Origin of the sequence: Pantoea sp. AG702 (assembly GCF_003182295.1) — a bacterium.
GTDB classification, from domain to species: domain Bacteria; phylum Pseudomonadota; class Gammaproteobacteria; order Enterobacterales; family Enterobacteriaceae; genus Pantoea; species Pantoea ananatis.
Genome location: NZ_QGTU01000001.1, coordinates 982,752 through 1,006,160 on the forward strand (window position 1 = coordinate 982,752; position 23,409 = coordinate 1,006,160).

Consider the following 23,409-nt stretch of genomic DNA (forward strand, 5'->3'; position numbering starts at 1 on the left):
CCCTGGTGTTGCACCAGCTCAACAGGCGTTGCTTACGATAAAAATTCGTGCTCCGTGACCTTCTCAAGCCAGGTCACCGGACTGCCGTTAAGGGATTCCGCGATGGCAATATGCGTCATTGCATGACGGGCGGTGGCGCCGTGCCAGTGACGAACATCCTCAGGTATCCAGACGATATCGCCCTGATTGATCGTCTGCTTCTCTTCGCCTTCACACTGAATCCATCCCTGACCGGCGGTGACGATCAGCGTCTGCCCCAGTGGATGCGTATGCCAGGCCGTACGGGCACCGGGCTCAAAGGTGACGATAGCGCCGCCAACCCGTGCCGGCGCCGCTGTGCTGAAAGGGGAATCAATGCGGACCTGACCGGTAAAATACGCCTCAGGACCTTTCGCTGAGGGAACGGCGGCATTTTTGATGATTTTCATTATCGGCTTACCTTTGATGTCGTGTGACAGAGGACAGGGACGGACGTCTCTCATTCTGGCCGCTGCTTGCTTGTGCGCACAGGGCCGAAAAACACGCGCAGGCTGATGAATTGGGCAGGCTAAGCGCAGAGTTAAAAATATTTAATTTTTTCTGCATCCACTTTCGTCCCCCTACTCGTATATCTCATTGAAAGCCACTTACTCCACGCTCTAATGAGGATTTACGATGAAAAAGCTAATCGCTGTGACCGTTGTATCAAGTGCATTACTGTTTACCACTGCCTCTCTTGCCGCTATGGAGTCGGGTTCTGTCATGGTAGGCGGTGCCGCCATGTTCCCGCAAAAAAATATTGTTGAAAATGCGGTTAACTCAAAAGATCACACCACCCTGGTGGCTGCGGTAAAAGCAGCCGGTTTGGTTGATACCTTACAAGGTAAAGGCCCTTTTACCGTGTTTGCTCCAACTAACGCGGCGTTCGCTAAGCTCCCTGCAGGCACCGTAGACAGTCTGCTCAAACCGGAAAATAAAGCGAAACTGACCAGCGTACTCACCTATCACGTGGTTGCCGGTAAGTACGATATGAAGGCGCTGGAAGCTAAAATCAAACAAGGTGGCGGTCATGCCGAGCTGAAGACCGTTAACGGTCAGCCGTTATGGATCATGAACAATGGCCCCCACAATATTCAGCTGAAAGATGGCCAGGGCAACGTCGCGAATATCAGTACCTATGACGTCAACCAAAAAAATGGCGTGATAGATGTGATTGATACCGTATTAATGCCGAAGTAATAATTTATACTCGAACGGAAACAGATCATTCGGGACGCTTATGGACAAGGTGCAGGCAGTGGAGCAGGTGAAATTGATGCAGGCAATCGCCGACGGCGATCGTCAGGCATTTGAACAACTTTACCGGCTGACATCGCCTCACCTTTTTGCTATCGCGTTGCGCATGTTGCAGCATCGCCCCTGGGCTGAGGAGGTGCTGCATGATTGCTACATCACTATCTGGAGCAAGGCGGAAACCTATAATGCCGCGCTGAGCTCCCCGTTGACCTGGATGACCCACATTGTTCGTAATCGGTGTATCGACTGGCTCCGCAGCGGACAGGCACGCCTTGCCAGCGCGGAAGAAGCCCATAACGATGACCTACTGGCCGCTGAACATGACGAACTGCATAACAGACAGGATGATGCACAAGCCGCACGCTTACAGCGCTGTCTGGGAAACCTCAGCAGTGAGCAGCGCCAGAGCATCACGCTGGCCTACTATCAGGGCATGTCCCACGGCGATATTGCTCACTGGCTCCAGCAGCCGGTTGGATCGGTGAAAAGCTGGATCCGCCGGGCGATGGCGCACCTTCGGGAGTGTGTCGGACTATGAATAAACGCCAACGTGACGACGCGCTCTCTGCGGAATACGCGCTGGGTACGCTGCGCGGCAATGCGCGGTTACGCTTTCAGAAGCGTCTGCAGAGTGAGCCGGAACTGACTGAGCAGGTAGCCAAATGGCAAACCCTGCTTGCCGGACTGGATCGCAGTCTGATGCCTCAGATTCCACCGGAATACGTCTGGAAAAAAATTACGCTAAGTCTGCCGACAAAGATAACGCCGCGCGTCAGGCGCGGTTATGTAGGCTGGCTGGTTGCCGCTGCCCTTGCCGCGCTGACGCTGGTGTCGTATCAGGTTATCAGGACGCCCGACTTTACCCCGCTGACCGTAATGCGGGGCGCGGAGCAACAGGGGCAATGGGTGGTCAGTGCAGATAAGGCGTTGACGCAGCTGCGTGTAACACCGTTGCAGCCGGTCGCTATTGGCGCAAACAACAGCCTGCAACTGTGGCTCATCCCTGCCGGTCAACAGCCCGTTTCGCTGGGGCTGCTGAATGTCCAGGAGACCACGCAGCTCAAACTTGCCGCACGTGATACGCTGAAAAACGCGGTGATTGCGGTCAGCCTTGAGCCCCAGGGCGGTTCACCCACCGGGCAGCCTACCGGCCCGGTGCTTTACAGTGGCAGGACAGGATAACGCCATTCGGGCGGCGGGTTGAGCGGGTGGGACGATGGCATGCCTATATCCCGTGTTATCGCCCCACCCGCCGCACAACCCTAAAAACGTTGCCAGTTATCTTCCTGCTTAGCATAGGCCGCACGAGCCTGAACAAAGGCGGAAGAAACCCGTGCGGGGCTGGATTGGGCAACAGGCGCGGCATCGGTCAGCACGAACGTGGCGACGAGCTGATTCAGTGCTGAGGCCTGATCCATGAGCGAGCGGGATGCCGATGAGGCTTCCTCCACCAGCGCCGCATTCTGCTGTGTCACGTCATCCATCTGATTGACGGCCTGATGCACCTGACCAATCCCCAATGACTGCTCCTGAGACGCGACGGCAATTTCGTCAACGAGGTCGGTTACCTGTCGCACCGCGTCCTTCATTCGTCCGATATTGTCACCCACCTGTTCAGCCTGATTAACGCCGGTTTCCACATAGCGCATCGAGGATTCGATAAGTTCTTTAATCTCGCGCGCTGAAGCCGAAGAACGTTGCGCCAGGTTACGCACTTCGCCGGCGACAACGGCAAAACCTCGTCCCTGCTCGCCGGCCCGGGCGGCTTCAACGGCAGCGTTGAGCGCCAGAATATTGGTCTGGAAAGCCACGCCTTCGATCAGGCTAATAATGGCGGTGATTTTTTCAGAACTCTGTTTAATGTCGGTCATGGTGCCGAGCATGGTGTGAACTTTCGTGGCGCTGTCGTCCGAAATGTCCCGGGCGTTTTTCGACAGCTGGCTGGCCAGTCGGGTGTTTTCAGCCGTCTGGCGCACGGTTTCACTCAGCTCTGACATACTGGCAGCCGTCTGTTCCAGCGAGGCCGCCTGCTGCTCGGTGCGTGAAGAGAGATCTTCGTTGCCGGCCGAAATTTGCGAGGTGGCAGAACTGACAGAATGGGCCGAACGTTCAACGGACGACAGCGAGTGGGCCACATTCCCGATAAGGTTGTTAAACGCTTTGGCCGTAAGACCAATTTCATCCTGACGGGAGTCATCCGCACGCAGGGTAAGATCCAGCCGCTCGCTGGCACGTTCCATGGTGATCCGCATACCGTTAAGGTGCCTGCGGATCCCCAGAATCGTTCTGACGGAGAACGCGCCCAGCAGCAGAATGATGGCGGCCGAACCGGCAATTAACCACACCAGCGTTTGCCGGTAAACCCGGTTGTTATCTTTTTCAAATGCCGCCCCTACCTCCACATTAAACTGTAACTGTTTCTGGTAACTTTCAATTAAATCGCGAATAGACTGCCCGACCCCGCTATTGCCCTGCAGATCGGCCAGCGCAGCGTCGTCATGCAGACGGGAATTCGCCATAAAACCGGGCAAACGGTCTTCCATCTGCTTAATCAGCGCTAAGGCATTCTGGCTCAGCCTGATGTCCTGATCGTTAGTGGTTTCATTTTTCAAATAAAATTCAGTCAGCGCTTTAACGGTATCCAGCCGCGTTGTTATTTCCTTTTCGAACTCGGCCTGTTTGCCTTGATCTTTTGCACTCAAATGTCGGTAAAGCGAGACGTTAAGCCGGTTACTGCCATTGACCATTTTATCCAGGTCAACCAGTGAAGGCAGCGTATTGGTTTGTACGTATTGAAAGCGCGACTGGAAGCCGCTCAATACCATGATGACGATCACCACCATGGCAATCATCGATGCCGAGAGGAGTGAAAACGTCAGGAAAAGCCGCTGAGTAATAGTCATATTAAATTCCCCGAATACAGTGTTCGTTATTCATTACGTTATGCTGAAGCGCGCTAGCCATAAAGATATCGACAGGGCGTGAATGAGCATTAATGCGCTGAATGGTAAATCCGCTGAATAATGGGGGCGGACGCGGCATTACCGTTAAAAAGCATTAGCCCGTTGAATGCATAAATAAAGACGCAGGGTTTTATGACTCAGAAAATACAAATGGATTTAATGGATGGAGGAAAGTCAATTTTTATTTAAGAGGAGGGAAATAATCTTCATTCAAAATGGCGCGCGCGTTTAATTAATAAAATTTCGCTTAAGGCCAGCTTAAAATTGTGCCTGAATATACCGGCTGCGCCGTTGTTTAATGCCGCCGTTTTTGAAATAAATTAACGCTGCAACAAACGCGAACGAATTAATCATAAGTAAGGACTATTTTAAAAATTTTTTTATTTTTTTTGTTAACGCCGGAACGTTCTTCTCCGTTCGTTCGGGCCGGGCGTTAAAAACCCGCATAGCGCTGGCTTCCCTGTCTCCGCCGCGACACAGCCTTGTCATTCGCCGCATTCACGCCGCGGGTCGGCATGGCTGACAAAGCAAAAGAGATAATTTGGCTTAATGCAACACGCTGACTAAACCGGTTTTAAACAGCCTGGTCGTTACGGCGGATTTACGCCACTTCTCGCGCGAAATAACTGCTGAGTTAATCGACAGTCGTGTAAAAATGTCGTAAAAAAAAGGTACAAACCTGTAAAAATGCAGTTCATAACTTAACCACCTACTCCCTAACTCACGCTAAACCGCGTAATCTCGTGCTGATCGCTGACCGGATAACCTTTCCGGCGAAGGTGGATAATTACGTGAAGCAAAACAGGATATTAAATGGCGCAGTCTGAAAAACAGTCTCTTCCTGCAGGCATGCTGGCGGCAGCGGGGATCGTATTTGGTGATATCGGCACCAGCCCGCTCTATACCTTAAAAGAGTGTCTGTCTATTCTTCCCTCTGGGGCGGTGACCGAAGAGGCGGTCATGGGGTTTCTTTCTCTGATATTCTGGGGACTGACGCTGATTGTGACGGTGAAATACGTCATCTTTATCATGCGTGCAGATCATGATGGCGAAGGCGGAATACTGACGCTGATGTCCCTGGCCCGGCAAAATGTTGGCGCGCGGCTCAGCCGCATCATCGTACTGGCAGGCCTCACAGGAGGAGCCTTCTTTTACGGTGACGGCATTATCACCCCGGCAATCTCGGTGCTTTCCGCCGTTGAGGGGATTGAAGTCGTGGCCCCGGCGCTGGATCGCTTTATTGTGCCGCTGGCCATGGTCATACTGGCGGTACTCTTTGTGATCCAGAAGCACGGCACCGAGCGCGTCAGCCGCGTTTTTGGCCCGATCATGCTGGCGTGGTTTATTACCCTGGCGATACTCGGTGTGCGCGGCATCGCCATGAATCCGCACGTTTTACATGCGCTCAATCCGGCCTTTGCCCTGACCTTTTTGCTTCATCATGAAGCCCTGTCATTTGCCGCGCTCGGCATGGTGGTGCTGGCCGTCACCGGTGCTGAAGCCCTGTATGCGGATATGGGACATCTGGGCAAAACCCCCATCAGGCTGGCCTGGTTGATCATTGCCCTGCCCGCTCTGGTGCTGAACTATTTTGGTCAGGGCGCCCTGGTGCTCGCCGAACCCAGCGCCGTGCAAAATCCGTTTTATATTCTGGCGCCCGTCTGGGCACAGATCCCGCTGATTGTCCTGTCAACCCTGGCCACGGTCATTGCTGCCCAGTCAATCATCAGCGGCGTTTACACGCTGACGCATCAGGCCATTCGCCAGGGGTTTCTGCCGCCGATGCGAGTGATCTTTACGTCTGCTACGGAATCAGGGCAAATCTACATCCCGGTCGTAAACTGGCTGCTGTTTGCCGCGGTAACTGTCGTCATCCTGGCTTTCCGCCAGTCCTCAGCGCTCTCATCCGCTTACGGTATTGTGGTGACGGGCACGATGGTGCTGACGGCCTGTCTGGCCGGTATTGTGGCGTTTAAAAACTGGAAGTGGCCATTGCCGGTGGCGTTGGTTTTTCTGCTCTGCATGCTGTTAATTGATGTGCCGCTGTTTGCCGCCAATCTGATGAAGCTCCTGTCTGGCGGCTGGGTGCCGGTGCTGCTGGCGATGACCATGCTGGTGCTGATGCTTATCTGGAGCAGTGAGCGTTCCCGGCTTATCCGCCGTCTCACTGACGATCCGGTGCGGCTGAAAGCGCTGATTAGCTCCCTGGAAGCCTCTCCGCCGATGCGGGTGGGGGGAACGGCTATCTTCCTGACGCGTAAAGAGTATGAAATTCCGCAGGCGCTGCTGCATAACCTGAAACATAACCGGGTACTGCATGAGCGCACTGTCTTACTGCATATCAAAACGGTCGATCTGCCCCGCGTACACAATCAGCAGCGCATTGCGTTGCGCCAGATGTCCCCGTCGTTCTGGCAGGTGACGGCCACCTATGGCTGGCATGAGCGTCCGTCGATGCAGGATGTCCTGCATCTTTGTGGGCTGGAAGGCTTTGGCTGTACGTTAAATGAAGCGTCGTTTTTTACCTCGCACGACACGCTGGTGATGAAAAAGCGCCGCGGTCTGGCCCATGCCAAAGGCGTTATCTTCCACTTCTTCCAGCGCAATGCACTACGCGCGCATGAGCAGTTCAGAATCCCGGCTAACCGGGTGATCGAACTGGGCGGGCAAAAAGAGTTCTGATAAGGGCATTTGCGGCAGAGCGCGTCACGGGCTCTGCCGTTTTCTTTTGTCAGGAAGCCCGCATGTTCCCCGCTCGCGTTCAGCACCCTTTCACCGCCCGTCGTAACGGCCTTCTTCACGCGTCTCCTGGATCTCGTCAGGCTTTGCCAGGCAAAATGTATGCCCATACAGGCATAACGGGACAGCAGGCGCGGCTGTGGCGCAAGTGCCGCCCACTGCGTTATCCCGTTCAATAGTGCCCGTTGAACTCAACGCTGACTTGCAGATAGGCCCTCATCAGCGCACCAAACGCAGGATGCTGAAGAAAAATCTGTAGGCTGCGGGATCCCGTCTGGTGTCTTTGACCTTAACCCGTCACAATACCAGCCGGGATCCCCTGTTTTACCTGTGCCACCAACGCTTCATCCCTGTCACCTCCCCAGAGGTTGCAGGATGAAAAAAGGAGCAAACCATGTCTGATGCGACATCGGCTCAGTGCCACTGTGGCGCTGTAGCGTTTAACGTAAAACTGCTGGATGGCCTGAACACGGCCCGGCGCTGTAACTGCTCTTTCTGCCGTATGCGCGGCGCGGTCGTGGTGTTTGCGCCCGTCTCGGGGCTTGAGGTGGTGAAAGGCAAAGAGACGCTAAGCGAGTACCGTTTTAATTCGGGTGAGGCAGTCCACTACTTCTGTTCCATTTGTGGCATCTACACGTTTCATCAAAGCCGGTCCAATCCTGAACAGTACGGCGTGAATGTCGCCTGTCTGACGGGCGTTTCGCCTTTCGATTTCGCCTCCGTGCCCGTCACCGATGGCAATAATCATCCCCGGGATGGCGGCAAAGGCGGCGTAGTCGGCCATCTTAACTATGTTGCAGTAAAACCCTGACATTGCAGTAAAACCCTGGCGCCGGGCACCAGAAGGCCATTAACCTCAGATCGCCTGGCGCACCCTTTCCAGCATCATCATTGCGTGGCTGAAAACCGCATCGGCGAGCGTCAGGGGATAATCATCGGGCAGGCTGTCCCGCACCTTAACAATCGCGGCAGGCAAGCCCGGAATAAAGGCCGCCAGTATCTGCCGCATCGATCCCTGACTGAACCCCACGCTCCCCGCAAGGGCAAGAAAATGCGCGGGCCCAATCGCGTCAATGTGATGCTGTTTGCCCTCAGGGCCTGTCACGCCCATCCCCAGCTGGAAATCCCGTCTGTCTGTTGTGCGTAGAGAAAGGCCCGGGCAGGCGGAAAGGAGATGCTTAAAAGGCGCGAGCCGGAAGCTGCCACCGCGAGCAATCAGCAGCGAGAGATGTTTAGCGTTGACGCGCGTGATGCCCGTCAGCCACTGAAATACCAGACAGCGCATCAGATCCTCACGGTCTTTCATGGCGGAGCTTGAGCCCATCAGCAAGGCCATGATGTCATCAATTCCCGGACCGCCCTGCTGCTCATCGCGGCCAGAGAGCGGCACGCCGAGCGCCTGACACACGTCTTCTTCAGGAAGATGATAAAGGTGTTGTCCGTCGTGACGCCAACGGCGATCGTATCGTTCTGTTCTCAATTTACGGATGCCGTTCTCATGAACTAACACGGCATCCGGCACCGGGATAGTCAGCTCCCGGGCCAGGGACAGACACAGATACGCATTATCGATATCGAACTGCTGTGCCTCATCGGCGGGGGTGAAGATGCTGTGCGTTGCCTGGTCCGGCGCGACGGGCTGCCGCTTTGCCGGCAGCAGACTGAGCGCCCCGGGTAATGTGTGTCCCACTTTCTGCAATGTTGCAAAGACCTCACAGGATTTTATCGGGTGAGTCGGGTAAAAATCCTTTTCGATCAACGCGCTGGGATAGAGAAGGTTTTCGAAAAAGTGCACGACTTTCTCAGAATGCATCGCGGCGCGCTGTAAGGGCAACGAAAGCGAGAGAGGTCTGGCAAGCGGATGCTGAAGCCAGTTGGCGTCATACTGGAAATGCAGCGCGCCGTTGTGATGCAGCGTCAGCGTTCCCGTACGCTCGCCGTTTATCCAGGCAATGAGCTTTGCCATTACCAGGCATCCTCAGCCGGGGCTGAGGATGCGCTGTTTTCATGAAGCAACAGAGCAAGATCGAGCGCCTGTAAGATTTTGAACAACGTTGCCAGTGAGGTTGTATCCGGGGCATTTTCGAAGTGAGACAGGGTTGCCTGTTTCAGGCCCACTTTTTTCGCCAGTTCGACCTGGGTCCAGCCGTTTTGCTGCCGCAGTAGCCTGACCTGATTTGCCAACTGGCGGGGACTGTAAATCATGCGGTATGCTCCCTGATAAGTGAGGATTTATCCCCGTTAGAGGATATTATCAGACTTGCTGCTCTTTCGCCTGATAACTTAATTATCCCCGATAGCGGATATTTTGGAGGTACAATGACCAAATGTAACTTTCCTCTGGCCGTCACGCGGTCTTACACCGAGAATGATAAGCAGGATTTACTGGTCGGGCTGCGCGCCTATAACAACGCGTTCATCGATACTTCGACATGGGGGCCGCTGGCGGTATTTTGTCGTGATCCGCAGGGAAAATTGCTGGGCGGACTGATTGGTAGCCAAAAAGGGCACTGGCTTTGTATTGAGTTTCTCTGGGTGAGTGAATCCGTGCGCGGTTCAGGCCTTGGCCAGCAGCTGGTTCATGCAGCCGAACAGGATGCTGTCACGGCGGGTTGCCACAGTGCCCTGGTGGATACCTTTAGTTTCCAGGCGCTGCCCTTCTACCAGAAGCAGGGTTATGCCCGGCAGATGTCGTTAACGGATTTCCCTCAACCGGGCATGCAACGTCATTATCTGACGAAAGCGTTAAGCGCAGCGCGCTGATCTTCACGCTGCAAAAACGCAAGGGTTGCCCCTGTCCATCTCTCAATGGACAGGGTTAAGGCATCAGATGATATTGACCTTGCAGTCGCTTAACATGCGCCAGTGGCAAGGCAGAACACGCGTTTCGCCTCTTACCGTTACCGTGCTGACGCCATGAATATCGCGACAGGACGATCCGACCTGGAGTTCAAACTCGCCCGGCTCAACAATGCGCTTGCCATCGCGACGGGTAAAGTTGAGCATATCGACGGGAAGCGTAAAGCACAGCTCAGCCGTTTCACCCGGTTGTAACGTGACGCGCTGAAAAGCTTTGAGCTCCTGAAGCGGGCGCACCATGCTGGCGACCTTGTCCCGGATATAAAGCTGAACCACTTCACTGCCCTGCCGTTGGCCGCTATTGGTTAGCGTCATTCTGAGGCGGATTTCGCCGTCAATAGCGACGCTGTCCTGCTCGGACTGGAGCGTCCCCCAACTAAACGTTGTCCCGCTCAGACCGTAGCCAAACGGATAGCGTGCGCCAAAATGGAAGGCGATTGGCGTGCCGCCGCTTTTCAGTTTGTGGTTGTAATAGAACGGCATCGCACCGACGTTCTTCGGAACGCTCACCACCAGGCGGCCCTGCGGCTCTGCGCGGCCGGTGAGGATATCCGCTATCGCCCAGCCGCCCTCCTGTCCCGGTGCCCAGGCCAGCAGAAAGGCGGCGACCTTGTTCTCCAGGCCCTGCAGGTTATAAGGTCGCCCACCGGTCATGACCACGATCACCGGTTTTCCGGTGTCCACAAGGGCCTCCAGCAATAACTGCTGCACGCCTGGCAGATTCAGGCTGTCGGTATCAGAACCTTCTCCTACGGTGCCGCTCTGGAACAGGCCCGCCAGATCGCCTACGCAGGCAACAACGACATCGCTTTCTTGTGCCACGCGAACCGCCTCCGCAATCAGATGCGTATCCTGTGAAACAGGCGACTGCTGCACAGGTTTCGCCCCGCTGTCTCCGGGGAAAACGGGAGCGCCTGCCGCGCGTTTCTCAATAATATGGCAGCCTTTGGCATAGCTGACGTTTTGCTGCCCCAGCGTATGGCGCAGGGCGGCGAGCGGCGTCGTTACCTGCGAGGTTTCCTCCAGCATATCGCTAATGATCAGGTGAACAGGAAAACTGTAGCCACTCAGTAGCGCAAGTGGATCGTCTGCACAGGGGCCCACAACCCCAACGCGACTGGCTTGTTGCAGCGGCAGAATGCCGTTATTTTCCAGTAGCGTGATCGACCGCGTGGCAACCTCCCGGGCGACCTGACGGGTTTCCTCGTCCTGCAGTGAAATCGTCTCTTCATTAATGTAGGGCTGCTCGAACAGGCCCAGACGAAACTTTTCGGTTAAGATGCGGCCAACAATTTCATCCACCTTCTCCATCGACAGCAGATTACGTGATACGGCGTCCGCCAGATGGCGAGCGCAGTCATCTTTGGGCAGTTCGACGTCCAGCCCGGCGTTAAAAGCCAGCGCGGCAGATTCTGCCGCATCCTGCGCCACGCCATGATGCTGATGAAGCAGGCTGACGCCGCCGTAGTCAGCGACGACAATGCCGTCGAATCCCCACTGCTCCCGCAAGACCTCCGTCAATAAAAAACGATCGCTGTGGCCGGGTTGATTATCGATGTCATGGTATGCCGGCATGACTGAACCCGCATTCGCCAGCTTGACCGCCATTTCAAACGGCAGTAAGAAGATATCGTTTAACTCGCTGAAACCCAGGTGTACCGGCGCGTGATTACGGGCGCCCTCACTGAATGAGTGGCCGACGTAGTGCTTCAGCGTGGCTAACAGATCGCGCGTGTCGCTCTGCAGCCCCTCGACGTAGGCGGTGGCCATGACGCCCACCAGCCAGGGATCTTCCCCGAAGGTTTCTTCTGTCCGCCCCCAGCGGACATCGCGGGACACATCCAGTACCGGCGCCAGCCCCTGCTTACAGCCAACAGAACGCGCCTCTGTGCCAATGCGCTGTGCCGCCCGCCTGATGAGTTCAGGATCCCAGGTCGATCCATAGTTGAGCGATGAGGGAAACAACGTGGCGCCTTTGCAGAGCAAACCGACCAGGCACTCTTCATGCAGCAGCGCCGGGATGCCCAGGCGTGAGCCTTCAGTCACGTCGCGCTGCAGGCGATTCGCCGCCCGGACGCCAGTCAGCGCGTCAACGATATGCGTTCCCAGCGGACGGGTAATCTGACCTATACCGCGGGTTAATCTTTCTTTCAGTGCTGTCTGGGCACTGACGCCAGTAAACTCATCGCTTAAATCTGTGCGTTCCTGGTGATTGCCCTCTTCATCCAGAATGAGCCAGTAAGCATGCATCTGCGCGAACTTTTCTTCCGCCGTCATGCGCGGCAGCAGATCCGCGACGCGTTCAGCGACCGGACGATGAGGATCCTTATAGATTGCAGTCATGTTTCACTCCTTTATGCAGATTTCAGATAGTCTTGCTGGCGTCCATTTTCTCTTCAGCGGCGCGCTTCGCAGCCAGCTCAAGGGCGATAGCATTCACCCGCGCGCTGTTCAGTTTGTAGAGAAAAAGCAGTAGCAACATGCAGGTAAACAGAACGCCGGGAATAATGTTGTGCATCAGGTTGATGGTGGTGATGACGCGAGGTGTTTGTGCGGCCACGCCGGGCTGGTAATGAACCAGTCCCAGAATCCAGCCCACGACAGCCCCGCCCATGGCAAGGCCAAATTTGATGGCAAACAGCGCCGTTGAAAATACGAGGCCGTCCAGTCGTCTTCCGCTGCGCTGTTCTTCAAAGTCCACCACATCCGAGAACATGTTCCATTGAATGGGCGTGGTCAGGTTCTGAACAAAACCAAAAACAATATTCACGGCAATGATCAGCCAGACCTGAGAAGGCGGAATAAAATAAATCGTGGTGACAAAAAAAACAAAACTGGCAAGGCAAATCTGATAAGTGCGGACGCGATCAAATTTTCCCAATAACCGCTCTGAAAAAAAGGCCCCGCACAATGCCGCTATCATGCCGGTAATTATAAAAGTGAATACGAGGTCAGGACGCAATAAAACGTAGTTCATGTAATAAATGGTGGAGGAGCCACGGGTTACCACTGCCGTGAGCAACAGGATGTTAAAAATAACAATGATGCACCACTGGCTGTTTTTACTCAGCGCCTTGAGGTCGGACCACATCGAGTTTGCGCTGTCACTGCGGGGTAAATAACGTTCCCGGGTCATAAAGAAGCAGCAGTAGATTAAAACCACCCCTAAGAACCCCATGAAGCCCATGGCAAAGAGGTAGCCTTTTGCCTTGTCACCCTGACCTAACAGATCCACCAGCGGCAGCCCGATGACGGTCACCACCAGCCCGCCGATAAACGCGCAGGCAAACCGCCAGGATTGCAAAGAATGGCGTTCGCGAGGATCGAGCGTCAGTGCACCGGGCATGGCGCAGTAAGGGACGTTTACCGCAGAGTAAATAAAGCTGAGAATCGTGTAAGTGACACAGGCATAGACGATCTTCGCCGTGGGGCCGACATCCGGAATATAAAAGGTAATGAGACAACTGACGCCAAACGGAATCGCAAACCACATCAGCCAGGGCCGAAAACGACCGTGCTTGGTTCGAGTGCGATCGACCAGCGCGCCGATACAGGGATCGACAAAGGCATCGGCCAGACGAACCACCAAAAACATCGTCCCCATAATGGCTGCCGGTAACCCAAACACATCTGTGTAAAAGTAGGCGAGGAACAAGGTGGCGGTTTGCCACACCATTGAACTGGCGGCATCACCGATGCCGTAACCCATTTTATCTTTTGTCGTGAGCACAGAGGATACAGAGGATATAGTCATTGTTATGAGCCTTATAATTAGGTGAAAAACCTGTTCAGTCAGCTTTCCACGCGCTGCCTGTACAGGCAGGCCAGGCTCAAGTATTAGTAGTCTGGAGGAGTAGCAACAATTCCAGAAATTAACAGCCAATTTATGATATTTAGTTTTTTTGCGGGTTTGTGATGCAGTGCATATTGATAACTTATCGATCAATACATTTTTGACGAAATATTTTTGACACCAGGTGGGGTTACTTTGTTATAAGCCTGTAATGTTCTCATATAAAATCGCTATGACATGGCGAATATGCACGCTTGAAATAGTACAGCCTTGTTACTATTTGTATTGTTTTCTGTTGCGTTATGGCAAATAATATCTCTTCAGGGAGAATTTTACCGCCCGAGATGCGTTATCCTGCCCACTGAACGACTGAGCAGCCCTATTTTCAGATGATAAAATGTTATTTAGCTGAACGTCAGAGTGAAAAGTTAGTAAAATCAGTACAGGATAGCCGTGAGGGCTGCAGTAACTTTTAGAGGAAATGGAATGCTTGAACTGTTTGACGTCAGTTATGAAGAGCTGCAAACCACACGTTCAGAAGAACTTTATAAGCTCAGAAAAAAAACTTTTAGCGACCGCCTGGGATGGGAAGTCGTGTGCAGTCAGGGCATGGAGTCGGATGAGTTTGATGGCCCAGGGACGCGTTATATTCTGGGTATCTGCGAAGGGCAGTTAGTGTGCAGTGTCCGCTTTACCTGCCTGGATCGCCCCAATATGATTACCCACACCTTTCGTCACTGTTTTGACGACGTTCCCCTGCCCGCTTACGGCACCGAGTCCAGCCGTTTTTTTGTTGATAAAGCCCGCGCGCGCGAACTGCTGGGTGAGCACTATCCTGTCAGCCAGGTACTGTTTTTGGCTATGGTTAACTGGGCGCAGAACAATGCTTATACGCATATCTACACGATAGTCAGCCGGGCAATGCTGAAAATACTGAAACGGTCCGGATGGCAAATCAGCGTGGTCAAAGAAGCTTTTCTGACGGAAAAAGAGCGTATTTATCTGCTGACGCTGCCAGCCGGGGAAGCCGATAAACAGCAGTTGGGTGGGGATATTGTTGCACGTACGGGCTGCGCGCCCGTCGCCGTAACTACCTGGCCGCTGACGCTGCCGGTCTGATAAGATCTAACTCAACACCCAGTCTGATAGCCTGTCGGGCGTTACTGACGCCCAGTTTAACCACCACATTTTTGATGTGAAATTTTACAGTGCTGACAGAAATACCGGTAATGGCGGCAATCTCAGAGTAGGTTTTCCCCATACTCGCCCAGTACAACACTTCATTCTCACGCGAAGAAAAGATGGTTTTATCGGCGTTTTGATTCACCGTCGGTGCTCTTTCCGCTTCTGCGCCAGCCAGTCGATACATCTGCTCATTAAAATCGATCAGCAACATCTGCATCGTGCCCTGCTCTGAGGCAAGACGCTGTTCCAGTGCGGCCTGGTCGTTGCCTTTAATGATGACCGATAGCAACGCCAGGTTGTTCATATGGTCGTGGAGCACGTAGGTAAAGCCATTAACGATGTTGTATTGCTTCGATAATGAGAAAATTTTAGTAAACCGGAGATCGGACATCAAAGTGATGTTCTCGTCCCAGGCAAAGGGTGAGGTGCGTTTAAAGGCGGTAAGGATAACCGGATCGGTTAACTGAAAATTATTGGCGCGGTATAACCTAACCCATTCGTCAGGATAACTGGAAATAATCAGAACATTTGAAGGATTTTTTTTGCTCACAACAGTGTAAGCGTACTCAGGACTGCCAAACGAAGATAACTTTCTCTGTATGTAAGTCTGAAGCGTATCCGTTATTGTTTGATTTTCAAGAAAAAAAGAAAACATTCAGGCTCCATGCTGCTTCTTTTACTTAACGATGACATAACCTGCACTTTAGTACAGGTAAGATAATACTTAAGAATAACTTACAATGATTCAGCCAGAGGTTACAATGGGTTCGAGTTGTTTAGCGGTAAAAAAAAACCTGACCTGCAAGGCCAGGTCGCTGAAACAGCCAACACCAGGGAAAAACTTTCCGGCCAGACTTCACAAACTATAAAGTGATGCTGGCCGGGACACTCAGAGTAACATCCCAGAAACATTTGTACAAACATTTACCTTCGCTTTCCCACACCTGATTGTCCTCTTTTATCATATGCAATGATCCCCCTCTTTTTTCATGCCATAAGCGCCTTTTATTCAATGCGTTAGCCTTCACCTGTGCGTGTCGCCAGGAAAGAGGATGCGCTCTTTTTGGCCTGATGGCGCTCCCCCTTAAGGAAAAATCAACATATTCTGCTACTTCCGCTGCGCTTATCTGCAATATCGTCGGCTAACCCTCGTCATAAAGCCTGTTTTCATCTGCCAGTACGGATTAAATAAGCATTTGAATGTGACAAATATCACATCTGTGCCAGGCTTAAACTCTCTGACCACCCTGTTCAAGGAGTTCACTATGACGACGTCAAATAACCACATTCAAGACCCGGATCGCTTTCCGAAGCCGCCGTTCAGGCAGCAGCCGCAGCAGGCACCCGGATTAGCCAGTGAGATGGATCCTGCTCCCGATCATGGTGAAAAAAGCTATCGTGGACATGGTCGCCTTACCGGCCGTAAAGCGCTGATCACCGGCGGCGACTCGGGTATTGGCCGTGCGGTTGCAATCGCCTATGCGCGTGAAGGTGCAGATGTGGCCATTAACTATCTGCCGGAAGAAGAGTCCGATGCGGTTGAAGTGATTAAACTGATTGAAGCCGAAGGACGCAAAGCTGTGGCCATCCCCGGCGATCTGCGTTCTGAAACCTTTTGCCAGACGCTGGTTAACGAAGCGGCCGAGAAGCTGGGCGGGCTGGATATTCTTGTCAATAACGCCGGACGTCAGCAGTTTAATGAATCCATCCGTACGCTGAGCACAGAAGATTTCGATGCCACCTTTAAAACCAATGTCTATGCGCCATTCTGGGTAACGAAAGCCGCGCTGGCGTATTTGCCGCGCGGGGCCTGTATCATTAACACCTCTTCCGTGCAGGCCTTTAAACCCAGCGATATCCTGCTGGACTACGCGCAGACTAAAGCCTGCAACGTCGCCTTTACCAAAGCGCTGGCTAAACAGCTCGGCCCGGAAGGGATTCGCGTGAACGCGGTCGCACCGGGTCCGTACTGGACGCCACTGCAGCCGAGCGGCGGCCAGCCGCAGGAGAAAGTGGAACAGTTTGGCGCAGACGCGCCGCTGGGACGCCCCGGCCAACCCGTAGAGATCGCCCCACTCTACGTCACCCTTGCGTCGGACGAGTGCAGCTTTGCCTCCGGGCAGGTATGGTGCTCTGACGGGGGAACCGGAACGTTGTAAGCGTTTTTAATACGCCATGGCCGCACTGCGCGGCCATTTTTTTGCCTGCTTTTCGGCATTACTGTAACGCGTCGAGAATCGCCACGGCCGCCTTAATGCGTTCCGGATTGGGATAGTTTTTATTCGCCAGCATAACGATGCCGCTGTTGAGCTGAGGGACAAAGGCAATGTAGGCCCCAAACCCGTTTGTGGAGCCGGTTTTGTGGATCCAGCTGGCGCGGTCCGCGGCTTTTACCGGGTTCACCAGCGTGGCAGGCTGAGCCTCCAGCGCGGTTTTCGTGTCGCTGGCGTCGATGAGCGTTTGCGCCTTCACCGGCCATGGATAGATTTCCCATCCCAGCCCCTGAGAAAGTTGACCTGCCGTTAAATAGTGCGACTGTGCGGTGAGTATGCCGTTGCGTAAAACCGTATTGCCGGACGATAACCCGTTGGGATTCGCATTGGCCTGCATAAAGGTCATCATGTCGCGCGCGGTGGACTTCACTCCATAGGTTTCTGCCGACAGCATTCCGGGAGAGACGCGCACGGGCTGGCCGTCTTTATAGCCCCACGCATAGTCGAACATCATGGACGCCGGAACGGTATAAAAAGTGCGCGTGAGCCGCAACGGTGTAAAGACGTTCTTCTGCATGGCTTCTTCAAACTCGCCCTTTACCATGAGATAACCCAGCAGGCCGAGACTGACATTGGAATATTGCCGCTGAATGCCCGGCGCGACACCGGGCTGCCACTGCTGCGCGTAACGGAGTAAGGAATCCTGATCGACCACGCTGGCAGGAAGCTGTAACGGCATGCCACCTGCGCTGTAGGTGGCGAGGTGCACCATCCTGATCGCCTGCCACTGCGGGCCTTTTAGCGCGGGCCAGTACTTTTGTACCGGATCGTTCAGGCGAAGTTCGCTGTTACGTATCATCACGCCAGCCAGTACGCCGGTAAAGGTTTTGCTGACGGAACCGAGTTCGAACAGCGTATTTTCCGTCACCCGTCGATCGGTTGCGGTATCCGCTACGCCAAAGTTCAGGTACTGCGGGCGGCCTTTATATAGGACCGCGACGGACATGCCAGGAATCCCCTGCTCCGCCATTAATGGCGTAATCACGTCCTTAACCCGCGAGGCAATCTCCTGTGAGGATAAATCCGTCGCGCTGCTGCTGGCGCTAAGGGCGAAGAGTAATGTAGTAAAATATATTTTCATCAGCACTCATTCAGGTGACAGTTCATCAGTTTGCGCGTAAGACTTCGCCCAATCGGGCGGAGATATAAGCGCGCGACCATGATCGCGACATTAACGCGGCCCGTAATAGAAAAGCTGCCGGGCAGGCAGTGTTAGCTCACTGAGAGCCTGTAAATTCCAAATCGCTTAACGCGGCTTAGGTTCGGCTCGGTGAAGTGGGAATCCTCGCCCAGGGCGGGGAGCCGTCAATGACACTGAGCAGCGCATGATTGCACGCAAAGCTGCGCCTGGGTACTACAGGCACCGGAATTACGCGTATTACAATGAGATTGCTCAACATAACAGCGAGTCTGACAGCTGGAGAGATCACATTTTGCGGCGATGGGCATCAGTTGAGGAAGCGGCGCGCGCGCCGGAAAGCTGTGTGCGGGTTGTGCCAGTGCGCTGCTGGCCATCAGGCAGGACAGCAGCAAAGCAAAAAGACATTTCATAACCGATCTCCAGAGATACGCGTCAGTTAAGTATGGTAACTCTGACGCGTAACGTCTGATAAATCTTGTTAAATTGAGAGCGCGGGCGGATGTTCAACACATTCCACAACGCCGCGACGATAAATATCGTTAAGTCGGACGCCGTACTGACGCGGGTCATGCTGCTGTTTAATGCGTAAAATTGACCCTTCTCCCTTTTCCGTCAGGCAGGCCGGGTGTGCCAGAATGTCCAGCAGGGTCGATTTTATGCCGTCGATCAGCGCCCGGCGCAGGCGATCTTTATCGGCTTCGCTGTTGACCTGATATTCACGATCGTCATTCAGCTCGCCGCCGATCGTCCAGCCTGCACTGGCCGGATTGATTTCCGGCAGAGCACGCACATTACTGGTTAACACCGGACAGCCGCTCGCCTGCATCTCCAGCACGGAAAACCCGTAGGTTTCCTGCCAGGTCGGTAACAAACCGAGGTCACTGTTCTGGAACAGTTTCAGGAGTGCCGAGTTTGCCATCTGCGCATGATGGGTGACGAAGCTCAGGCGGGAGATACGATCCTGGATATTTCGGTAAAAAGCCTCGTCGTCCTGGAATTTACGGTGTGCCACGTTATGACGCTTAGTCAAATCGCCGATAAGCTGCACGTCAAGCTGGGATGCATCGATCTGACCCGCTTCGACAAGCTCACTCAGCGCCAGCACAATTTCGGCCCCGCCCTTGCGATAAAACTCATTGCCGACAAAGACCAGACGGATTTTGTCGCTGTGACGTGCGCTTTTCTGCGGGGTAAACAGCGTTTGTGGCGGATGCATCACCAGCGTTTTAGCCCGAATTTTTGCCGCCACATCCGGTTTAAACAGCTTCATCTGGATGTGCAGCGTCGCCTCTGAAATAGCAATCAGACCGAAACAGTTATCTTTCAGCAAATAAGGGATCAGCTGTTTCAGCTCTGGATTGTCGTGTTTGGCCACGCCTGCTACCGGCAGAACGCGCGGCAGCTCGGTTTCAAACGTCGCGACCCAGTTCATTTGCGTTATTGCCACTTCATTGAACAGATGGAGAATGTCGGGCTTCTGCCCCATTGCAAACGGGACAGGTAAGAAGACGAAACGTTTATTTTTTTTCAGTAAACGCGTACGCAGCGGATTGAGGAAATAGAAAACGTTACGTTTTTTCAGGTTAATGTAGTCGTTTTCCGGATTGACCAAAATATTGCGCTGCTCCGGATAGTGATTATTACTTATGCCGATTTTCATGAAGGGTTCCGAAGTCGTAGTGAGTGCGAACGTGATCTATATCACGCTGAATATGAAACAGATCATAGGTAACATCTTAAAAACATGTGATTACTGTGGTTTACAGATTTCTCTGCACCCGACAGGTGCAGCCTGTTGCACAGCGACCGTGCATCTGCGCCATTTTCACCCTTCATGCCCCCATTCAGACGCGCACTCCGCGCGTCGCGCTTCTGGTACAAAAGTTGCAAATAACTGATATGTGCACAGGAGATAACATATGAAAGCGATCGTCATTGGTGGCGGGATGGGTGGCATGACCGCCGCGCTGGCTCTGGAACAGGCAGGTTTCGACACTGAGGTTTTTGAGGCGGTCAAAACGATACGTCCCGTTGGTGCGGCCATTTCCGTCTGGCCTAACGGGGTGAAATGCCTTAATGCATTGGGACTGAAGGAAAAAGTGCGCGCCCTGGGCGGCAACATGGCCTATATGGCCTATAAAGAGGCCTTTTCGGGTGAAACCCTCACCCGTTTCAGCCTTTCCCCCCTGGTGCAGCAGGTGGGCGAGTTTCCCTACCCCATTGCCCGCGCCGAGCTTCAGGCCATGCTGCTGGATGCTTACGGCCGCCATCGGGTGAATTTTGGCAAGCGTATCGTGCAGGTGGAGCAATATGCCAGCGGCGTGATCGCGACCTTCGAAGATAACAGTCAGGCCCAGGGTGACTTTCTGGTTGCGGCCGATGGAACGCATTCGGTTATTCGTGATTACGTACTGGGGGAAAAACTGCCCCGTCGCTACGCAGGCTATGTGAACTGGAACGGCCTGGTTAGCGTTGATGAGTCCATCGCGCCTGCCGATCAATGGACAACCTTTGTGGGCGAGGGTAAACGCGTCTCTCTCATGCCGGTCAGCGGCAACCGCTTCTACTTCTTTTTCGATGTGCCGCTGCCCGCCGGGCTGGAGCAGGATCGATCAACGATGCGGCACGATTTGCAGCACTACTTCAGCGGCTGGTCTGAACCGGTTCAGAAGCTCATCGCGGCAATTGATGTGGAAACCACTAACCGCGTGGAGATTCACGACATCGAGCCTTTTCACCGCTTTGTAAAAGGCCGGGTGGTCTTACTGGGCGACGCAGCACACAGCACCACGCCGGATATTGGTCAGGGCGGTTGCGCGGCAATGGAAGACGGGATTGTACTGGCCTCTGCGTTGTCTGCACATTCGCTTGGCATTGAGGATGCGCTGTTACGTTACCAGATGCGCCGCGTTGAACGCGTTAAGGATCTGGTGTTGAAAGCGCGTAAACGCTGCGACATCACGCATGCTAAAGATCCCCATCTGACATCGGTATGGTATCAGTCGCTGAAAACGGAAACGGGTGAACGGGTGCTGGCGGGACTGTGCGAAACCATTGAAGGTGGACCGCTGGGATAGTCAAAAAGGGCGGTATCACCGCCCTTTCGCTTATTCGGCTAAGCCGCGATTTTTTAGCATCGGCTCCAGTTGAGGCGCCCCGCCGCGCCAGGACTCATACAACGCTTTAAGATCGCTGCTGTTGCCCCGCGACAGGATTTTTTGCCGAAAGATGTCGCCATTTTCCCGGGTTAATCCGCCGTGTTCGACAAACCACTGGTAGCCATCGTCTGCCAACATCTGGGTCCAGATATAGGCATAATAGCCGGCAGAATATCCCCCGCCCCAGATATGCTGAAAATAGCTGGAACGGTAGCGCGGTGGTACGGCGGCCAGATCAATATCATCGCTGCGTAAAGCCTGCTGTTCGAAGGCGTCGACCGACTGCACCGGGGTTTTCCCCTCCAGGCTATGCCAGTGGAGATCCAGTAACGCGGCCGCCAGCAGCTCGGTCATCTCATAACCTTTATTGAACTTGCCTGCTCTGATGATTTTTTCATGCAGCGCCGCTGGCATGGCCTCCCCGGTCTGATAATGACGGGCGAAATGACGAAACACCTGTGGCTCACTGGCCCAGTGCTCGTTGATCTGCGATGGAAACTCGACAAAATCACGTGGCGTTTCCGTGCCGGAGAGGCTGGGATAGCGCTGGCTGGCAAACAAGCCATGCAACGTATGGCCAAACTCATGGAACAGCGTAATTACGTCATCCCAGCTCAGCAGTGCAGGCTCGCCGTTGGCGGGTTTGGTGTAATTACAGACGTTGTAAATCACCGGTTTCTCGTCGAGCAGCGTGGACTGATTAACAAAGTTGCTCATCCATGCGCCGCCGCCTTTGCTGTCGCGCTTGAAAAAATCGGTATAGAACAGCGCCATTCCGCTGCCGTCGGTATCAAAGATTTCGTACACCTGGACATCGGGGTGATAAACCGGCAGGTCGTGACGTTGGGTAAACTGGATGCCATAAAGTTGAGTCGCGGCCCAGAATACGCCCTTTTCCAGCACGCTGTTCAGTTCGAAATAGGGTTTAATCTGGCTTTCATCGAGATCGTACTGCGCCCGCCTAACCTGCTCCGCGTAAAAGTTCCAGTCCCACGCGCCAAGGGTAAAATTCCCCTGCTGGCTGTCGATGGTTTGCTGAATGGCCGCGGCTTCCCGCTCGGCCCGCGCACGGGCCGCAGGAACGATATTGCGCATAAACGCAAAGGCGGCATCGGGGGTTTTCGCCATCTGATCCTGTAGCTGCCAGGCGGCAAAGCTGGCAAACCCTAACAGCTTTGCCTGCTCTGCCCGCACCTGTGCCAGGCGCAGCACTAACGCTCGCGTGTCGTTGTCATCGTTTTTCTCACTGCGCGTCATGGCGGCGTGGAACAGCGCCTGGCGCGTCGGGCGATCTTCCAGAGACTGCAGCGCAGGCTGCTGCGTGGTGTTTTGCAGCACCAGCAGCCAGGCATTCTCCAGGCCTCGTGCCGCCGCCGCCGCTTGAGCAACGGCCAGATCGGACGGACTCAGCCCCGCTAGCTGCTGCACGTCATTGACCACTAAACCGCCCGCCTTGGTTGCAGCAAGCAGCTTATTAGTAAACTGCGTACTCAGTCGTGCAGCCTCCTGATTCAGCGCCTTTAACTGCTGCTTCTGTGTTTCCGGCAGGTTGGCACCCGCCAGTTGAAAGCGCTGCCACAGCACCTCGACCAGGCGTTTCGATTCAGCATCAAGCGGGTTGCGCTGCAAATAGACCTGGTCGATGCGTGAAAACAGCGGCCGGTTCAACATTATTTCGTCGTTAAGCGCGGTGAGCTGTGGCGCAATATCCTCGTCAACCTGCTGTAAATAGGGGCTGGTGTGGGCGGAGGTCATGGCATTGAACACCAGGCTCACACGGGTCAACAGTTGACCGCTTTTTTCCAGGGCCTCGCAGGTATTCAAAAAGGTTGCCGCTTCCGGATTGGTGGCGATGGCCAGGACTTCCTGGCGCTTTTCTTCCATCCCGGCCTGAAGCGCGGGCAGAAAGTCGGTTTCCTGAATCTGATCAAAAGGTGGTGTGTGATAAGGCAAGCTGCTGACGTTAAAAAAAGGATTTTGACGGGCGTTCATAGGCGCTCCTGGTGAACAACACAGAGTCTCA

At 54.0% G+C, this 23,409-nt stretch carries 19 protein-coding genes; 9 read left to right on the plus strand and 10 right to left on the minus strand.

The window, feature by feature from the left end:
- Nucleotides 1–32: 32 nt before the first annotated feature.
- On the minus strand, nucleotides 33–428 hold the full coding sequence (locus tag DFO57_RS04720; RefSeq protein WP_019105194.1) for a cupin domain-containing protein: 396 nt from the start codon (nucleotides 426–428) through the stop codon (nucleotides 33–35).
- Between the two features lie 226 nt (nucleotides 429–654).
- Here DFO57_RS04720 and DFO57_RS04725 point away from each other — a divergent pair, with 226 nt between their 5' ends.
- Genes DFO57_RS04725 through DFO57_RS04735 form a run of 3 tightly spaced genes read left to right on the plus strand, consistent with a single transcriptional unit; the run spans nucleotide 655 to nucleotide 2,457 of the window.
- Nucleotides 655–1,218, plus strand: a complete 564-nt coding sequence (locus tag DFO57_RS04725) for a fasciclin domain-containing protein (RefSeq protein ID WP_014593752.1) — start codon at nucleotides 655–657, stop codon at nucleotides 1,216–1,218.
- 40 nt (nucleotides 1,219–1,258) lie between these two features.
- Nucleotides 1,259–1,813 carry an RNA polymerase sigma factor gene (locus DFO57_RS04730; protein ID WP_013025822.1) on the plus strand — a complete coding sequence of 185 codons (555 nt, stop codon included), beginning with the start codon at nucleotides 1,259–1,261 and terminating at the stop codon, nucleotides 1,811–1,813.
- Complete coding sequence (locus DFO57_RS04735) at nucleotides 1,810–2,457, plus strand: anti-sigma factor domain-containing protein (RefSeq protein WP_014605805.1); 648 nt, start codon at nucleotides 1,810–1,812, stop codon at nucleotides 2,455–2,457. The genes DFO57_RS04730 and DFO57_RS04735 overlap by 4 nt, the downstream gene beginning before the upstream one ends.
- 80 nt (nucleotides 2,458–2,537) lie before the next feature.
- Here the strand turns inward: DFO57_RS04735 and DFO57_RS04740 are convergent, their stop codons facing one another.
- Nucleotides 2,538–4,178: a methyl-accepting chemotaxis protein gene (locus DFO57_RS04740; RefSeq protein ID WP_110015130.1), complete on the minus strand. Its 1,641-nt coding sequence runs from the start codon at nucleotides 4,176–4,178 to the stop codon at nucleotides 2,538–2,540.
- Nucleotides 4,179–5,051: 873 nt separating this feature from the next.
- Between DFO57_RS04740 and kup the strand changes: the two genes are divergently transcribed.
- Together kup and DFO57_RS04750 are read left to right on the plus strand one after the other, a co-directional pair.
- Nucleotides 5,052–6,920, plus strand: coding sequence for a low affinity potassium transporter Kup (gene kup / locus DFO57_RS04745; RefSeq protein ID WP_110015131.1), 1,869 nt, complete (start codon nucleotides 5,052–5,054; stop codon nucleotides 6,918–6,920).
- A 451-nt stretch (nucleotides 6,921–7,371) separates the two neighbouring features.
- On the plus strand, nucleotides 7,372–7,788 hold the full coding sequence (locus DFO57_RS04750; RefSeq protein WP_105082702.1) for a GFA family protein: 417 nt from the start codon (nucleotides 7,372–7,374) through the stop codon (nucleotides 7,786–7,788).
- Between the two features lie 45 nt (nucleotides 7,789–7,833).
- Here the strand turns inward: DFO57_RS04750 and DFO57_RS04755 are convergent, their stop codons facing one another.
- Both DFO57_RS04755 and hipB read right to left on the minus strand, forming a co-directional pair.
- Nucleotides 7,834–8,943: a HipA domain-containing protein gene (locus DFO57_RS04755; protein ID WP_110015132.1), complete on the minus strand. Its 1,110-nt coding sequence runs from the start codon at nucleotides 8,941–8,943 to the stop codon at nucleotides 7,834–7,836.
- Complete coding sequence (gene hipB, locus DFO57_RS04760) at nucleotides 8,943–9,182, minus strand: type II toxin-antitoxin system antitoxin HipB (protein WP_014605801.1); 240 nt, start codon at nucleotides 9,180–9,182, stop codon at nucleotides 8,943–8,945. The genes DFO57_RS04755 and hipB overlap by 1 nt, the downstream gene beginning before the upstream one ends.
- Before the next feature lie 114 nt (nucleotides 9,183–9,296).
- On the opposite strand from hipB, the gene DFO57_RS04765 reads away from it, so the two are divergent.
- Nucleotides 9,297–9,740 (plus strand): GNAT family N-acetyltransferase, encoded by a 444-nt coding sequence (locus DFO57_RS04765; RefSeq protein ID WP_014605800.1) that lies wholly within the window; start codon nucleotides 9,297–9,299, stop codon nucleotides 9,738–9,740.
- Nucleotides 9,741–9,803: 63 nt separating this feature from the next.
- Here the strand turns inward: DFO57_RS04765 and DFO57_RS04770 are convergent, their stop codons facing one another.
- Together DFO57_RS04770 and DFO57_RS04775 are read right to left on the minus strand one after the other, a co-directional pair.
- A complete protein-coding gene (locus DFO57_RS04770; RefSeq protein WP_110015133.1) occupies nucleotides 9,804–12,179 on the minus strand; it encodes a glycoside hydrolase family 3 N-terminal domain-containing protein in 2,376 nt (791 codons plus the stop codon).
- 22 nt (nucleotides 12,180–12,201) lie between these two features.
- Entirely contained in the window at nucleotides 12,202–13,590 is a 1,389-nt protein-coding gene (locus DFO57_RS04775; protein WP_110015134.1) for an MFS transporter, read from the minus strand.
- A gap of 525 nt (nucleotides 13,591–14,115) precedes the next feature.
- Between DFO57_RS04775 and DFO57_RS04780 the strand changes: the two genes are divergently transcribed.
- Complete coding sequence (locus DFO57_RS04780) at nucleotides 14,116–14,748, plus strand: acyl-homoserine-lactone synthase (protein ID WP_014593759.1); 633 nt, start codon at nucleotides 14,116–14,118, stop codon at nucleotides 14,746–14,748.
- Here DFO57_RS04780 and DFO57_RS04785 read toward each other — a convergent pair.
- Nucleotides 14,720–15,469, minus strand: a complete 750-nt coding sequence (locus DFO57_RS04785) for a LuxR family transcriptional regulator (protein ID WP_013025833.1) — start codon at nucleotides 15,467–15,469, stop codon at nucleotides 14,720–14,722. The genes DFO57_RS04780 and DFO57_RS04785 overlap by 29 nt on opposite strands.
- A gap of 610 nt (nucleotides 15,470–16,079) precedes the next feature.
- On the opposite strand from DFO57_RS04785, the gene DFO57_RS04790 reads away from it, so the two are divergent.
- On the plus strand, nucleotides 16,080–16,973 hold the full coding sequence (locus DFO57_RS04790) for an SDR family oxidoreductase (RefSeq protein ID WP_014593760.1): 894 nt from the start codon (nucleotides 16,080–16,082) through the stop codon (nucleotides 16,971–16,973).
- A 58-nt stretch (nucleotides 16,974–17,031) separates the two neighbouring features.
- On the opposite strand, the gene ampC is transcribed toward DFO57_RS04790, so the two are convergent.
- Together ampC and DFO57_RS04805 are read right to left on the minus strand one after the other, a co-directional pair.
- Complete coding sequence (gene ampC / locus DFO57_RS04795) at nucleotides 17,032–18,174, minus strand: class C beta-lactamase (RefSeq protein ID WP_369974472.1); 1,143 nt, start codon at nucleotides 18,172–18,174, stop codon at nucleotides 17,032–17,034.
- A 532-nt stretch (nucleotides 18,175–18,706) separates the two neighbouring features.
- Nucleotides 18,707–19,888, minus strand: a complete 1,182-nt coding sequence (locus DFO57_RS04805) for a glycosyltransferase (protein WP_105080250.1) — start codon at nucleotides 19,886–19,888, stop codon at nucleotides 18,707–18,709.
- Nucleotides 19,889–20,147: 259 nt separating this feature from the next.
- Between DFO57_RS04805 and hpxO the strand changes: the two genes are divergently transcribed.
- On the plus strand, nucleotides 20,148–21,305 hold the full coding sequence (hpxO, locus tag DFO57_RS04810) for an FAD-dependent urate hydroxylase HpxO (RefSeq protein ID WP_022622808.1): 1,158 nt from the start codon (nucleotides 20,148–20,150) through the stop codon (nucleotides 21,303–21,305).
- Between the two features lie 30 nt (nucleotides 21,306–21,335).
- Here the strand turns inward: hpxO and dcp are convergent, their stop codons facing one another.
- The gene (gene dcp, locus DFO57_RS04815; protein WP_110015136.1) at nucleotides 21,336–23,378 is read right to left on the minus strand and encodes a peptidyl-dipeptidase Dcp; all 2,043 of its coding nucleotides are present in this window, start codon (nucleotides 23,376–23,378) and stop codon (nucleotides 21,336–21,338) included.
- Nucleotides 23,379–23,409 lie beyond the last annotated feature (31 nt).